Origin of the sequence: Micromonospora sp. NPDC049004, from assembly GCF_040649315.1 — a bacterium.
Lineage (GTDB): Bacteria > Actinomycetota > Actinomycetes > Mycobacteriales > Micromonosporaceae > Micromonospora.
Map to the genome: position 1 here is coordinate 506478 of NZ_JBEZFG010000001.1, position 13482 is coordinate 519959.

At 73.5% G+C, this 13482-nt stretch carries 14 protein-coding genes; 3 read left to right on the plus strand and 11 right to left on the minus strand.

What is annotated here, in order from left to right; translation table 11 throughout:
- Positions 1–20: 20 nt before the first annotated feature.
- Complete coding sequence (locus AB0B97_RS02135) at positions 21–1130, minus strand: N-acetylmuramoyl-L-alanine amidase (protein ID WP_357489907.1); 1110 nt, start codon at positions 1128–1130, stop codon at positions 21–23.
- A 211-nt stretch (positions 1131–1341) separates the two neighbouring features.
- Between AB0B97_RS02135 and AB0B97_RS02140 the strand changes: the two genes are divergently transcribed.
- Entirely contained in the window at positions 1342–2448 is a 1107-nt protein-coding gene (locus tag AB0B97_RS02140) for a hypothetical protein (RefSeq protein WP_357489909.1), read from the plus strand.
- 210 nt (positions 2449–2658) lie between these two features.
- Positions 2659–4002 carry an MFS transporter gene (locus AB0B97_RS02145; protein WP_357489911.1) on the plus strand — a complete coding sequence of 448 codons (1344 nt, stop codon included), beginning with the start codon at positions 2659–2661 and terminating at the stop codon, positions 4000–4002.
- Between the two features lie 48 nt (positions 4003–4050).
- On the opposite strand, the gene AB0B97_RS02150 is transcribed toward AB0B97_RS02145, so the two are convergent.
- From AB0B97_RS02150 to AB0B97_RS02190, 9 genes are all read right to left on the minus strand, one after another.
- On the minus strand, positions 4051–4437 hold the full coding sequence (locus AB0B97_RS02150; RefSeq protein WP_234591605.1) for a VOC family protein: 387 nt from the start codon (positions 4435–4437) through the stop codon (positions 4051–4053).
- The gene (locus tag AB0B97_RS02155; RefSeq protein WP_357489914.1) at positions 4434–5162 is read right to left on the minus strand and encodes a hypothetical protein; all 729 of its coding nucleotides are present in this window, start codon (positions 5160–5162) and stop codon (positions 4434–4436) included. The genes AB0B97_RS02150 and AB0B97_RS02155 overlap by 4 nt, the downstream gene beginning before the upstream one ends.
- Positions 5163–5364: 202 nt before the next feature.
- Positions 5365–5784 (minus strand): YchJ family protein, encoded by a 420-nt coding sequence (locus tag AB0B97_RS02160; protein ID WP_357489916.1) that lies wholly within the window; start codon positions 5782–5784, stop codon positions 5365–5367.
- A 48-nt stretch (positions 5785–5832) separates the two neighbouring features.
- Entirely contained in the window at positions 5833–6603 is a 771-nt protein-coding gene (locus tag AB0B97_RS02165) for an SGNH/GDSL hydrolase family protein (RefSeq protein WP_357490593.1), read from the minus strand.
- Between the two features lie 154 nt (positions 6604–6757).
- Positions 6758–7864: a magnesium and cobalt transport protein CorA gene (locus tag AB0B97_RS02170; RefSeq protein WP_357489918.1), complete on the minus strand. Its 1107-nt coding sequence runs from the start codon at positions 7862–7864 to the stop codon at positions 6758–6760.
- 296 nt (positions 7865–8160) lie between these two features.
- On the minus strand, positions 8161–8580 hold the full coding sequence (locus tag AB0B97_RS02175; protein WP_357489920.1) for a carboxymuconolactone decarboxylase family protein: 420 nt from the start codon (positions 8578–8580) through the stop codon (positions 8161–8163).
- Between the two features lie 28 nt (positions 8581–8608).
- Positions 8609–9220: a class F sortase gene (locus tag AB0B97_RS02180; protein ID WP_357489922.1), complete on the minus strand. Its 612-nt coding sequence runs from the start codon at positions 9218–9220 to the stop codon at positions 8609–8611.
- A gap of 86 nt (positions 9221–9306) precedes the next feature.
- Positions 9307–9801, minus strand: a complete 495-nt coding sequence (locus tag AB0B97_RS02185; RefSeq protein ID WP_234591483.1) for a hypothetical protein — start codon at positions 9799–9801, stop codon at positions 9307–9309.
- A gap of 293 nt (positions 9802–10094) precedes the next feature.
- Positions 10095–10931, minus strand: a complete 837-nt coding sequence (locus AB0B97_RS02190) for a metalloregulator ArsR/SmtB family transcription factor (RefSeq protein WP_357489925.1) — start codon at positions 10929–10931, stop codon at positions 10095–10097.
- A gap of 141 nt (positions 10932–11072) precedes the next feature.
- Here AB0B97_RS02190 and AB0B97_RS02195 point away from each other — a divergent pair, with 141 nt between their 5' ends.
- Positions 11073–12326 carry a lycopene cyclase family protein gene (locus AB0B97_RS02195; RefSeq protein ID WP_357489927.1) on the plus strand — a complete coding sequence of 418 codons (1254 nt, stop codon included), beginning with the start codon at positions 11073–11075 and terminating at the stop codon, positions 12324–12326.
- A gap of 9 nt (positions 12327–12335) precedes the next feature.
- Here the strand turns inward: AB0B97_RS02195 and AB0B97_RS02200 are convergent, their stop codons facing one another.
- Complete coding sequence (locus AB0B97_RS02200; RefSeq protein ID WP_357489929.1) at positions 12336–13445, minus strand: serine hydrolase domain-containing protein; 1110 nt, start codon at positions 13443–13445, stop codon at positions 12336–12338.
- Between the last annotated feature and the right edge of the window lie 37 nt (positions 13446–13482).

Here is a 13482-nt window from a genome sequence, read left to right on the forward strand (position 1 = left end):
GTGCCGCCTCCGACCCAGGGTCAGTGGTGCATGAACGACTGACGGACCGTGCCGCCGACGATCGCGCACCACGTGCTCGTGCTGAGCTTGCCGTTGCGGGGCAGGCCGTGCAGCGCCTGCAGGTCCTGCACGGCCCCGCGGGTGGCGTGGTCGTACGCCCCGGTGACGGTGACCGCGTACCCCTTGGTCGCGAGGATCTCCTGCACGGCCGTGACCGGCGCTCCGGCGGCGTGCTGGTCCAGCTCCGGCGCGAGGGTCTCCCAGGTCGGCGTGGTGAGCGTGGCGTCCACGTCCACGGCGATGCCATTGCGGGCCTGCCAGTCCTGCACGGCGGCCACGGTCGCGGCGTCGAACGTGCCGCTGACCGTCACGGCGTAGCCCCGGTAGGCCAGCAGGTGCTGCACCACCCGGACCGACGGCGAGTTGACGAACCGCCACAGGTCCGGCCAGCGGCGGGCCGGCACGTCGCCCAGCTTGGTGCCGAGGGCCGCGTGGACCCGCCGCCGCAGGTCCGGGAACTGCCGGTAGAACGCCGCGCCCGGGCACTCGGTGGTGCGGAAGTCCCAGTGGCCGAAGATGTCGAACGCGTGCAGCCCGTACTGCCGGCAGATCGCGACGCAGAGCTTGACCAGCGAGTCGGTCAGCGCCTCCGGCGGGGTTTCGGTGACGTAGGTGCCCTCGTTCTCGATGCCGATGGCCCGGCCGTTCTCGCCCGGGCAGTGCGCCGAGATCATCTGGCGGTCGCCCGCTTCGAGGCGTTCCAGGCTGCCCCGGCGGCCCTCCAGCACGTAGCCGCCGCGGCTCACCGTGAAGTGCTGGCCGGTGTCCGACCAGCCGTTGCCGTCCATGTGCAGGTCCTGGCAGTCGTGGGCCAGCTTGACCGCCTGCTCGCGGGAGTAGTCGGTGACGTTCGGGAACGCCATGTGATGCACGATGATCTTGTTGGTGGGGATGGCGCTGACCGACAGCAAGTCCTTCGGCGGGCGGGCGGCCCACTCGTCGCAGCTGATGATCCAGTCCAGGTCGGTGCCGGGAGCGGCCTGCGCCGCGCCCGAAAAGGCGAGTTCGCTTCCGACGACGGCGACCGTGGCCGCGCCGAGACCGGCACGCAGCAGCGTTCGGCGGTCCACTTCGGAATGGTCGACGTGCATGACATCTCCTCCTGCGGCCGACGGCGGGGGGATGAAAAGTAGCTCCAGTGGCCGCACGCACTCCGGAGAATATTGCCAAGACTCGTCCGTGCGCTAGACCCTGCGCAGCGGGAGCGGCGTTTCCCCGACCGCTGGTGGGGGTAGGTCGGGGACCTACCATCCCGGCTGCTCCGCATGGAGGAACGACCCTATGAGTGACAACGTCAGCGACGCGGTGGGCGACGCCCTTCGCTCGGTGATGCTCTTCCTGCCCAAGGCCGTCGCCTTCCTGGCGATCCTGGTGGCCGGTTGGCTGATCGCCAAGGCCGTACTGAAAATCGTGGAGAAGGTCCTCGAACGCGTGGGCTTCGACCGCGCCGTCGAGCGCGGCGGCATCCGCCGGGCCCTGAGCCGCTCCCGGTACGACGCCAGCGACATCGTCGCGAAGCTCGTCTACTACGCGGTGCTGCTGCTCACCCTGCAACTCGCCTTCGGCATCTGGGGGCCCAACCCGATCTCCGACCTGATCACGGCCGTGGTCGCGTGGTTGCCCCGCGCCTTCGTCGCGATCGTCATCGTCGTAGTCGCCGCCGCCATCGCCAACGCTGTCAAGGACATCATCAGCGGGGCGCTGGGCGGGCTCTCGTACGGTCGGGTGCTGGCCGGTACCGCCTCGGTGTTCATCCTCGGCCTGGGCGTCATCGCGGCGCTGAACCAGATCGGTGTGGCCACCGCGGTCACCACCCCGGTGCTGATCGCGGTGCTGGCCACTGTGGGCGGCATCCTCGTCGTCGGCGTCGGTGGCGGCCTGATCCGTCCGATGCAGAGTCGCTGGGAGGCGTGGCTGACCCGCGCCGAGCAGGAGTCGCAGCTGATCGCCACGCACACCCGCGCCTACCGGGCCAGTCGCCGCGACGCCGAGGCCGAACTGGCCCGTGCGACGGCCGCCCGCGCCGACGCGGACGCGACCCAGGTGACGACGCGGCCGTCCGACCCGGAGGCCACGCAGGTGGTGACCCGTCCCGCCGACGTGGACGCGACCCAGGTGACGACGCGGCCCTCCGACCCGGAGGCCACGCAGGTGGTGACCCGCCCCTCCGACACGGACGCGGACGCGACGCAGGTGGTGCGGCCGTCGACCGACGACACCACGCAGGTGGTCGCCCGCCCGAGCGACCCGGACACCACGCAGGTCGTGGATCCCCACCGCGACGCCGACACGACCCAGGTGATCAGCGGCGGGGTTCCGGGCCAGCGCACCAGCGACGACAGCGAGACCACGACGGTCATCCCGCCGGTGGATCCCCACCGGCGCTGACCCTCGGCGGGACGACGGGGCGGGATCCACGCGGATCCCGCCCCGCTCACGTCGCGCGCCGGACGCCGAAAGCGCTGGCCGGCACCGTCACGCCGGTCTACCATCGCCGGCATGACCTGGCGACATTGATCCAACGCCTTCGGCCGCACCCGTGGACCGCCACGGGCACCGCACGTCCGGTGTCCGTCTCCACTCCCACGGGAAGGCCCCATGATCCACCTCGCCTCGCGCGTGCCCGACCCGGCGGTCCGCCGGCTGTCGGTGACCCTCTACGCGTACGCGTTCCTCAGTGACCTCGTCCTGCTCTACCCGCTGTACGTGGTGCTCTTCGCCGACACCGGCCTGTCGGTGGGGCAGATCTCGTCCCTGTTCGTCATCTGGTCGGCCGCCGGCATCCTGTTCGAGGTGCCGTCCGGCGCGTGGGCCGACGTGGTGTCGCGTCGGCTGCTGCTGTGCCTCGCCCCGCTGGTGACCGCGGCCGGCTACGCGCTGTGGGTGCTGCTCCCGTCGTACCCGGCCTTCGCGGTCGGGTTCCTGTTGTGGGGCGCTGGCGGGGCGCTGGTGTCCGGCGCCCTGGAGGCGCTGGTCTGGACCGAACTGGACCGGCTCGGCGCCGTCGGTCGGTACGCCCGGGTGCTCGGTCGGGCCCGGACGGCGGGTGTGCTGGGCGTGGTGGTCACCGGGGTGCTCGCCGGCCCGGTGCTCGCCGTCGGCGGGTACCCGGCGGTCGGCGCGGCCAGCGTGCTCGCCTGCCTGCTCGCCGCCGCCGTCGCGGCCCGGTTCCCCGAGCACCGCACGCCGCCCGGCCCGGCACCGTCGCACCCCGCGCACGACCCGCCGCCGGCCACGCCGCCCGTCGCCGTGCCGCCCGGCGGCCACGCGCCCGACGCCCTGCTGCCCGTCGCCGTGCTGCCCGGCGGCCACGCGCCCGATCCGGCGACACCTGACGACGACGGCGACCTGACCTGGTGGGGCACGCTGCGGGCCGGTGTGACGCAGGTCCGCACACGGCCCCCCGTGCGGGCGGCCGTGCTGCTGGTCGCTGTGGTGGCCGCCGACTGGGGCGCGCTGGACGAGTACACGCCGCTGCTGGCCGTGGACACCGGCGTCGGCGCGCAGGCCGTGCCGCTGCTGCTCCTGCTGCTGTGGGCCGGCGTGACCGTCGGTGGGCTGCTCGCCCCGGCGGGAGAGCGGCTGGGCCGCCGGGGTTACGCCGCGCTGCTCGGCCTGGTCGCCGTCGCGCTGGCCGGGGGCGCGCTGGTCCGGCACCCGGCCGGCTTCGCGCTGCTCGCGGTGGCGTTCGGCGCCGCGCAGCTGGCCACCGTGCTGGCCGACGCGCGGTTGCAGGCCCGGATCACCGGCACCAGCCGGGCCACCGTCACCTCACTGGCCGGGATGGCCACCGACGTGCTGATCATCGGGACGTACGCCGGTTACGGTCTCGTCGCCACGGCGGCCGGCAACGCGGTGGCGTTCGCGGCGGTGGCCGGGGCGTACGTCGTCGTGGCGCTGGCGCTGCTGGCCCGCCGGCGACACCCCGGACCGACACCGTGACGGCGGGGTTCCCGGCGGCGGGCGCAGTGGCCACCGCCGGGGACCCGCTCAGCCGGCGAGGTGCAGGAACGACCACTGGTGGCCGTCGAGGTCACGGAATCCGCGCATGTACATCGGCCCGTTGGTGATCCCCGCCCCGAGGGACTCGCCGCCGGCCACCACCGCCCGGTCGACCAACTCGTCGACCCGCTCGCGGCTCTCGGCCGACAAGCCCACGATGACCTCCCGGCTGGTCGTCGGGTCCGTGACGGGCACCCGCGTGTACCCCTCGAAGGCCGAGCGGACGTGCAGCATCAGCCGGGTGGTGTCGGAGACGGTGATCATCATGCTGTCCCCGTCCGGTGTGGCCTGGTCGCTGGTGAAGCCGAGCGCCCGGTAGAACTCGGTCGCGACGGTCAGGTCACGCACCGGCAGGTTGACGAAGGTCATGGTCATCGGGTGTCTCCATTCGACTCGAGCAGCACCTTCAACGCGGTGAGCCGTTCCCGCCAGTACGCCTTGAACTCGGCGGCCTGCTCGGCTCCGATCAACTTCTCGTGCAGGACGGTGACCCGCGTCTTCGACTCGCCGACCGGGTCGAAGCCGACGACGATGCGGGTGGGACCGCCGGCCCAGTCGGCCCGGAAGCTGCGCGGCGCGGTGGCGGTGCGGACCCGCACCTCGACGTCGGGCAGCCAACGGGCGCGTACCGTCTCGTCGGCGACGGCCTCGAACAACCGCGCCGCCGGCGCCGCCACCGTCCGGCTGGCGCTGGCCTCGAAGCCGCCGTCGCGTCGTTGGCCTGGCGAGCGCAGGCCGCGTGCCTGCTCGTACCCGACGGTGATGGTCTGCGCCCACCAGCCCGGCACCTCGTGCCCGGCCGTCAGGTGACGGGCGATCTCGGTGTGTGTCCGCTCGGCGGCGGACGCGGCGTCGAGCACGGCGAACCAGTCCGCCCAGCCCCGGCCGGTCCGGTCGCGCAGGAGATCATCGGCGATCCGCTCGGTCTGCGCGGCGGCGGCTGGTGCCGAGGACGCGCCGGCGGGCCGTTCGGTCTGTGCGGCGGTGGACACCGGCGCGGCGGCTCGGTTGATCAGCTGCCGGCGGGCCGTGGTGTAGCTTTCGCCGGTCTTTGCCATCCGGGCGCGGACCCGGGTCTTGAACGATCGCTGGTCGGTCATCACATGCTCCCGGTCAACGGCACGGTCACCGGGACCCACGCTCCCGCCGACCCCGCCGGAGTGGGGCATGTGGCACCACGTCCCGAGGGCTCCAGGGCCCCCTTTGCCTCCGCGTGGCCGGCGGCGTGAGCGCCGGGAGGGAGGTGCGGCGCAGGACCACGCCGCCGTCATCGTACGCCCCGACCGGCCGTCCGCGCAGCCGTCAGGGCTGGTCGCCGTCGAGGTAGACCCACCGGCCGTCCTCGCGGACGAACCGGCTGTGTTCGGTAAGCGTGCCCGGTCGGCCCGCCTCGCGGTAGTGGGCGTGGAACGTCACAGTGCCGGTGGCGTCGAGCAGGCCCCCGCGTTCGGTCTCGACGATCTCCAGGCGGGTCCACCGCTGCCCCGGGGTCAGCTCCAGCCGGGCGGGTCGGGTCGACGAGTGCCAACTGCGCACCAGGTAGGCGGCGTCGCCGAGAGCGAAGGCGCTGAACCGGGAACGCATCAGCGCCTCGGCCGTCGGCGCCTGGGCGGTGCCGCCGTGGACCGGCGAGCAGCAGTCGGCGTACGCCTGGCCGGAGCCGCACGGGCAGAGCCGTCCGCTCGTCGCGTTCGCCCGCCGGCCGCCCCTGCCCTTGCCCATCCCGCCATCCTGCCGCACCGCCGGGCGGGCGACCCGAGCGGCCGGCCGTCAGCGGTCCAGCGCCACCGGCAGGGGCACCGGCCGTTTCGCGACCCGGTCGTCCCCGGACGACCGGCCGCGCAGGTGCCGGGCCACCCAGGGCAGCAGGTGCCGGCGGGCCCAGGCCAACTCGGCGCCGAGCACCTCGGCGCGACGGCGCAGCGGCGCCGGCGGCAGCGGCGCCGTCCAGGAGTCGTCGAACCCGGGCAGCCCCGCGGTGTACGCCAGCGCGGCGGCGATCCGCGCGTGCCCGGCGCTGTTGGCGTGCAGCCGGTCGTCGCTCCACAGCCGCGGATCCGAGGCGACGGGATGGGCCCCCAGGTCCAGCAGCGTGGCCCCGGTCTGCGCGGTGGCCGCGCGCAGGGCCGCGTTGAGCGCCAGCATCCGGCCCCGCAGCGGCCGGGCCAGCGGCATCACCGGCGCCGGGTCCGGCATGGTGAAGGTCAGGACTGTGGCACCCTGCCCGACGAGCGCCCGCTGCATCGCCGCGACGTCCTCGGCGACCTGGTCCGCGTCGAAGGAGGGGCGCAGCACGTCGTTCATGCCGGCGACCACGGTGGCCAGGTCGGGCGCGAGATCGAGGGCCGGCTGGAGCTGTTCGGCGCGGATCCGGGCGGTGGTCCGGCCACGGATGGCCAGGTTCGCGTACTCCAGCCCGCCCTGGGCGCGCGCCACCGCCAGGGCGAACCGGTCGGCCCAGCCCCGGTAGCCGCCGTCGCCGTCCGGATCGTCGAGCCCTTCGGTGGTGCTGTCGCCGATCGCCACGTACCGCTGCCACATCACGCGGGCGAGGTTAGCCCCCGCCCGAACGGTGGCCGACGGGAGAGGCTCCGCGCCCTCCCGACCCGGGCGCCGATCTTGCACTTACTGTCCCCGCATTGCCGGCAAAGGGTGCGTATCGGCGACAGAAAGTGCAAGATCGCGGGGGAAGGGGTCAGAGCCAGCCGGAGCGGCGGAACAGGCGGTACAGGGCGAGGGCCGCCGCCGCCATCAGGGCCAGCGCCCCGGCGTACCCGTAGCGCCAGGCCAGCTCGGGCATGTGGTCGAAGTTCATGCCGTAGAGGCCGGCGATACCGGTCTGGGCGGCCGCGATGGCCGCCCACGCGGCGATCTTGCGCATGTCGTTGTTCTGCTCGACGGCGAGCTGCGCTAGGCGGGACTGGACGATCGAGGTGAGTAGATCGTCGTATGCGGCCACCCGGTCCACCGCCCGGGCCAGGCGACCGTCCACGTCCACGAACCAGCGGTGCAGGGCGCGCGGCGGCCCGTCGGCCCCCGGGTCGAGCAGCATCCGCACGGGCGTCTGCAGGGGCAGCACGGCCCGCTTGAACTCCACCACCTCCCGCTTGAGCTGGTAGACGTGCTGGATGTCGACCGAGCGGTCGCGGGCGAACACCGCCTCCTCGACCCGCTCCAGGTCGCGCTCCACGTGCCCGGCAACCTCCAGGTACGTGTCGACCATGCGGGCACAGACCGCGTACGCCACCGCCCAGGGGCCGGCGGCCAGCAGCTCCGGTCGGCGCTCGATGTCGGCGCGGACGTCGCGCAGGGCCCCGGCGGCACCGTGCCGCACGGTGACGGCGAACCGGTCACCGAGCAGCACCATCACGTCGCCGGTGTCGATCACCTCGGAGGTGTCGGTCAGCTCGGCGTGCTCCACGTACCCGGCGGTGCGCAGCACCAGCAGGGTGACCGGCCCGTGCCGCTGCACGGTGGGCCGGTGCCCGTCGGCGAGCGCCTGCTCGACGGTCAGCTCGTCGAGGCCGAAGGTACGGCCCACGGCGGCGAGCACCGCCGGCCCCGGCTCGTGCAGCCCGAGCCAGACGAAGGCGTCGCGGCCCCGCCGGGCACGGGCGTACGCGTCGTCGTAGTGCGGCCGTCCCGGCTCCCGTCGACCCTTGACGTAGACGGCGCAGTCGACCACGGCATCCGGATTGGACCGGCGGGGCGAGGGAACCTCTCCGCCGGGGCGGCCGAGCAGTCGGCGGGCCAGGGCGCGTACGCCCCGACCGGCCCGGTCCCGTACCGCTCGCTGATCCACGACGCGCCCCCTCCCGCGCACCGTCACGGCCACGGTGCTCGCAGGGCATGGTGCCACCGCATTCTGCCCAGCGGCGTCCGGCCCACGACAGCGGGGTGGGTTGGCGCTCGGCGAGATCCTCCAACCCTGCCTTGACGGTCGCCGGTGAACCGACGATGTGGTGGTTGAAGCACTCCGTCACGTGTTGCTCCTGAGCGGGTATCCAACCGATGCGCGGTGCGGCTTCCGCTTCTTGCGGCGACATCAGATGCCCTGGCCCTTTCTCCTGCCGGTGGCCGGGCAGGTCGCAACCGTCGTCACCGGCCGTGTGCCGCATCTCCGACCCGGGACTGTGCCCGCTCCGCGAACACCTGGGCGGCGATCGTGTAGCTGTCGAAGGCACGAGCCACGCCCGCATAGACGGCGATCTGAATGAACGCCTCGACGATCTCCTCGGGCGTTACCCCGTTGTTGAGGGCGATGCGCAGCTGGCCACGTAGCGGCTCGAGGATCCCTAGCGAGGCTGTGATAGTGACGGACACCAGAGCCCGCATACGGGTGTCCAGGATTTCGCTGCGTGGCCAGGCGTCACCGAACGCGTGCTCGGTGGCGATCTGCTTGAAGTCGGCGGCGTTCGACGGCTCGCCCTCGCCTGCGGTGAGGAACTGCTCGAGCCGGAACCCCAGCATCTTCTCCGCTGTGTCGAGGGCGCGGGCGTAGTCGGAGCTGTCCGGCATGATGCCTCCTAGACCTATTTGGACCGCGTCAGGCGGTGCGGGTGGCGAAGACGACGATGTTGTCCACGTAGTTGCCGGTCCCGGCGTCGAACCGGCCGCCGCAGGTGATCAGGCGCAGCCCGGCGGCGTCCGACGGGCCGTAGACCAGGCCGCTGGGGAAGCGGTCCTTGGGGTACGCGTGGACGTTGTCCACTGTGAACGTGGTGACCCGCGCGTCGGCGCGGGTGACCTGGATCTCCTGGCCGGCGCGCAGTCGACCCAGGTCGAAGAAGACCGCCGGGCCGGCCGGGGAGTCGACGTGTCCCACCAGGACGGCGTTGCCGGTCTCTCCGGGGCTGACCCCGTGCCGGTACCAGCCGGCGAGGGTCGGCTTGTCCAGCGGGGGGACTTCCAGCACCCCGGCGGCGTCCACGCCGACGGGGACGATCTCCGCGCGTACACCGATGGCCGGAATCTGGACCCGGACGGGCGCGGCGCGGGAGAGCGGCGCCAGGTCCGGCGCGGGCCGGGTGTGTGTCGGTGCGTTCGCCGGCGGGCGTGGGGGCCGCGCCGGCTCGGCGGTGAGGCCGACGGTGATCAGCCCCAGCCCGGACACGCCGAGCAGGGCGACCACCGCCGGCAGGGTCCGTCGCCTCCACACGTGCCGACCTCCGTAGGGATCGTCGGATGCCCGTGCCGGTGTCACCGGCACGGGCATCCGTCCTCAGGGATGGAGCGCGTCGCCGGTCAGGCGACGGTGGACACCGGACGACGCCGGCGGAACAGGACCACCGCGCCCGCGGCGGCGGTGCCGAGCAGGGTGCCTCCGGCGGCGAGGGCGCCGGCGTCGCGGCCGTCGCGGTTGTCGCCGCCCGAGCCGGCCGGTGCGCCCCCGATCGGGGTGACGGTGAACGTGGCGCTGCCCGCCGAACTGCCGTCGCCGCAGGTAGCGGCCACCGTGTACGTGCCGAGGGTGAACCCGGCGGTGAACAGTTCGGCGCTGAGCCCGCCGCCGGCGGCGGCGGTGGTGGATCGGACGTTCTGGTCGCGGTTGGGTCCGGTGACCCGGAAGATGACGTCACCCGACTTCGGGTTGCAGGTCGTCGCGGTGAGTACGACGGTTCCCCCGACCGGGGTGGTGGCCGGTGACACGACGGTGTCGGCCAGTGCGGCGCCCGGCAGCAGGAGCGTGCCGAGGCCCACGCCGAGCGCCGCCGAGCAGAGTGCTGTTGAGACCTTCATACGCGTCTTCCCTCACTTTTCGTCCGCTGACTGCGTGGGACGTCGTTCGGGTGGCCAACTCCGTGACTAGCACCGGTGTGCCCAACACTAGGTTGGTTGGGACCTCGATCAGGTGAAAATGAGAAACCTTCGTTGCCGTCACGTGTCCACCCGAAGGCGGGGGAGAGCAGCGCTTAGGCCTCGACGGCCTTCAGGGTGCCGGTGCTCCGGTCGATGTCCGCTCGGGCCGGGCTGTCGTCGCTGAGCCGATGGCGAGGTATGGCCGGCGACGGAGGAAATGCCCGCCGGCCGGCTCAGCCGGCCCGCTCGGCCGGGGCCGGTTCGGGCATGGGATCGCCGGTCTCCAGGAGGGTCTTGAGGCTGGCCAGCAGCTCCGGCCAGCCGCCGCTGCCGTCGAGTTGACCGCTGATCGCCCGGTGCATCTCGCTGTCCGGGGAGAAGTCGTCGTGGATGACTGTCAACCGGACGGCCGAGGGGCCGTGCGGCTCGATCTCGAAGGTCACCGTCGAGCGGCGCTCGCCGAGCCGAGCGGCCAGCTCCTCGGCGGACCAGCCGAAGTGCTCGGCGTGCTCGGGTTGAAAGCCGTGCCAGCTGTAGGAGAGGCGGCGGTACGGCTCGGCGACCAGCACCCGCTGGCCGAGATCGCGCGGCTCGCCCTCCGGCGCGTCCTGCCACAGCACCGGTGACCCGACCTGCCAGTCGGACACCAGTGCGACCCCACCCCAGTAGCGGCGGGTGAACGCGGGCTCCGTGAGCGCGGCCCACAGTCGCTGCGGGGTGGTGGTGACGTATGTCGTGTAGACGAACGTGGGGCTTGCCATGGGCTGTTCCTCCAATGCTGTGCTCAGGTCGGCGAGCGCGGCCGCCCGCTGCCGGTCGTAGCGGCTCAGCCACCGGTCGGCGATGGCGTTGATCGGGGCGGCATTGAGGTGGTGCACCTTTTCCCGGCCCCGCCGGACGGTCGTCACCAGGCCGGCTGCCTCCAGCACCGACAAGTGCTTGCTGACCGCCTGCCGGGTCGTCGGCAACCCGTCGCAGAGCTCTCGCAGGGTCTGGCCGTTGCGTGCGTTGAGCTGGTCGAGCAGCCGCCGCCGGCTGGGATCGGCCAGCGCCCGGAACGCCTCGTCCATTCGCCCTCCCGGAAAGCGCAACCATTCGGTTGCCTGGGGAAGTTAGGCAACCGGACGGTTGCTTGTCAAGCCCGTGCCGCTCCGGGTCGCAAGGCCGGAGCGCCTTGTGCGGCGGCCGGGGCGGTGTGGCAGCGTGGTGCGGTGACCGATTCCGCCCCGCTCGACGTCGATCTCGCGCTGCTCGGCGGCGGGGGCGCCGCCTCGCTGCTGCTCGCCGCGCTGGACCGGCACGGCGTCCGCGACCTGCGGATCGCCGTCGTCGACCCGGTGCGCCGGCGCGGCCAGGACCGCACCTGGGCGTTCTGGGGCGACCCGAGCGCCGACCTCGACCCGCTGCTGAGCGCGAGCTGGCGGCAGGTCGAGGTGGCGACACCCGCGCGGCGCCGCGTCCTGGACCTGACCCCGCTGCGGTACGCCATGCTGCGCTCCGGCCCGGTCTACGACCGGGCTGCCGAGGCCGAGCGTCGGCTGGACGCCATCCGGATCGTCGCGCCGGCCGAGGCGGTGACCGACGACGGCGCCCGGGTGGTCGTGCGCACCGGCGACGGGCGCGTCGTACGGGCCGGCTGGGTGCTCGACTCCCGCCCCCGCCCACCCGCGCGAGCGGGGCGGACGACCTGGTTGCAACATTTCCGCGGCTGGTGGCTGGAGTCCGAGCGCCCGGCGTTCGACCCGCGGCGGGCGGTGCTCATGGACTTTCGCACCCCGCAGCCCGCCCGGGGCGTCTCCTTCGGCTACGTGCTGCCGGTCAGCGACCGCTACGCCCTGGTCGAGTACACCGAGTTCTCACCCGGTCTGCTCACCGACGCCGGGTACGACAGGGCGCTGGCCGACTACCGCGACCTACTGGGGCTCGACCCGGCGGGGCTGCGTGTGCGCGAGGTGGAGAACGGGGTGATCCCGATGACCGACGCGCCGTTTGCCGCCCGACCGTCGGCCCGCATCGTCCGCCTCGGCACGGCCGGCGGCGCGACCCGCCCCTCCACCGGCTTCACCTTCTCCGCCATGTACCGCCAGGCCGACCAGGTGGCCCGCGCGCTCGCCGCCGGTCAGCCGCCGGTGCCCAGGCCCGCGTACCCGGCCCGGCACCGCTGGATGGACGCGGTGGCGCTGCGCGCGCTGGACCGGGGCGGCGTCGGCGGCCCCGAGTTCTTCGACCGGCTCTTCGACCGCAACCCGCCCGAGCGGGTCCTGCGCTTCCTCGACGGGGTCACCACCCCTGCCGAGGAGATCGCGATCATGAACTCCACCCGACTGCTGCCGATGATCGCCGCCACGGCCGGCGACGCGGCGCACCGCGTACGCGACCGGCTGCGGCCCGCCCGGCCCGCGCCGGCCATCCCGGCGGCCGTGGTGGGCGGGCCGCTCCGGCCCGTCGGCGACTCGCAAACCTGACCGGGGCGGTCAGCGACTCGCGGCCACCCGGTCGCGGATCAGCACGCGCACGTCCTCCATCGGGTCACCGTCACCGGCGGCCAGCAGCGTCTTCGTCGCCGCGATCGTCAACCCCAGCTCCGGGTACGCGTACGCGAGGCTGCCGCCGCTGCCGGCCGCGCCGAACGAACCGTCGCCGTCCACCGCGTACCCGAGGCCCCAGGTCGTCTCCTGCCCGAACACCCACTCCGGTCCGGGCGGCCCGTCGAGCGTCGCCGCCTCCCGCATCCGGGCCGGCGAGGTCAACCGGACGCCGTCCACCTCGCCGATCAGCGCCGCGAGCATCCGCGCCGCCGCCCGAGCGGTCATGGTGCCGGTGGCCGGCACGTCGGCCGCCAGGACGTCGGCGCGGCTGCCGATCTGCGCACCCGGCCGCACGCCGGACGGGGCGACCCGGTCGAAGTTCGGCAGGTTGGCGCTCGCGTAGTCGAACAGCGCCGCCATGTTGCGGTCCTCGACACGGGCCAGCCGGCCCAGCTCGGCCGCCGGAACACCGAGGTACAGCTCGTCGGCCACGCCGAGCGGCCCGGCCACGTCCTCGGCGAGCACCTGGGAGATGCGCCGGCCGGTCACCCGGCGGACCACCTCACCGACCAGCCAACCGAAGGTCCACGCGTGGTACGCCTTCACCTCACCGGCCGGCGCGATCGGCTCCGCGTCGGCCAGGAGGGCGCACATCCGGTCCCAGTCGGTGAAGTCCTCCGGCGTCACGTCGGCGGGCAGGGCCGGCACGCCGGCGGTGTGGGTGAGCGCGTGCCGCAGGGTGACCCGATCCTTGCCGTGCCGGGCGAACTCCGGCCACACGTCGGCGATCCGCAGGTCGTAGTCCAGTTCGCCGCGCTCGGCCAGCACGTGCACCACTGTCGAGGTGAGGACCTTGCCGGTCGACGCGCTCCAGATCGGGGTGTCGGCCCCCAGCTCCCGGCCGGTGTCCCGGTCGGCGACCCCGGCCTGCACCGTCACGATCGGCCTACCGTCGAGGTACGCGGCGACCTGCACCCCGGCTTCCCGTCCGCTGGCGATCAGCTCGTCGATCATCTGCCGTACGTCGGCCCGCAGGCCGTCCCAGTTCCCGTCCACGGTCGTCGACTCTGGCAGACCAGGCGGCGATCGCGCG

Coding starts and splice junctions, on each gene's coding strand:
- AB0B97_RS02165 (WP_357490593.1), bottom strand. CDS start 6,603: ATGTGGCAGCGGTACGTGGCGATCGGCGACAGCACCACCGAAGGGCTC.
- AB0B97_RS02190 (WP_357489925.1), bottom strand. CDS start 10,931: ATGGACGAGGCGTTCCGGGCGCTGGCCGATCCCAGCCGGCGGCGGCTG.
- AB0B97_RS02175 (WP_357489920.1), bottom strand. CDS start 8,580: ATGCCGGACAGCTCCGACTACGCCCGCGCCCTCGACACAGCGGAGAAG.
- AB0B97_RS02155 (WP_357489914.1), bottom strand. CDS start 5,162: ATGACCGACCAGCGATCGTTCAAGACCCGGGTCCGCGCCCGGATGGCA.
- AB0B97_RS02145 (WP_357489911.1), top strand. CDS start 2,659: ATGATCCACCTCGCCTCGCGCGTGCCCGACCCGGCGGTCCGCCGGCTG.
- AB0B97_RS02185 (WP_234591483.1), bottom strand. CDS start 9,801: ATGAAGGTCTCAACAGCACTCTGCTCGGCGGCGCTCGGCGTGGGCCTC.
- AB0B97_RS02140 (WP_357489909.1), top strand. CDS start 1,342: ATGAGTGACAACGTCAGCGACGCGGTGGGCGACGCCCTTCGCTCGGTG.
- AB0B97_RS02160 (WP_357489916.1), bottom strand. CDS start 5,784: ATGGGCAAGGGCAGGGGCGGCCGGCGGGCGAACGCGACGAGCGGACGG.
- AB0B97_RS02150 (WP_234591605.1), bottom strand. CDS start 4,437: ATGACCATGACCTTCGTCAACCTGCCGGTGCGTGACCTGACCGTCGCG.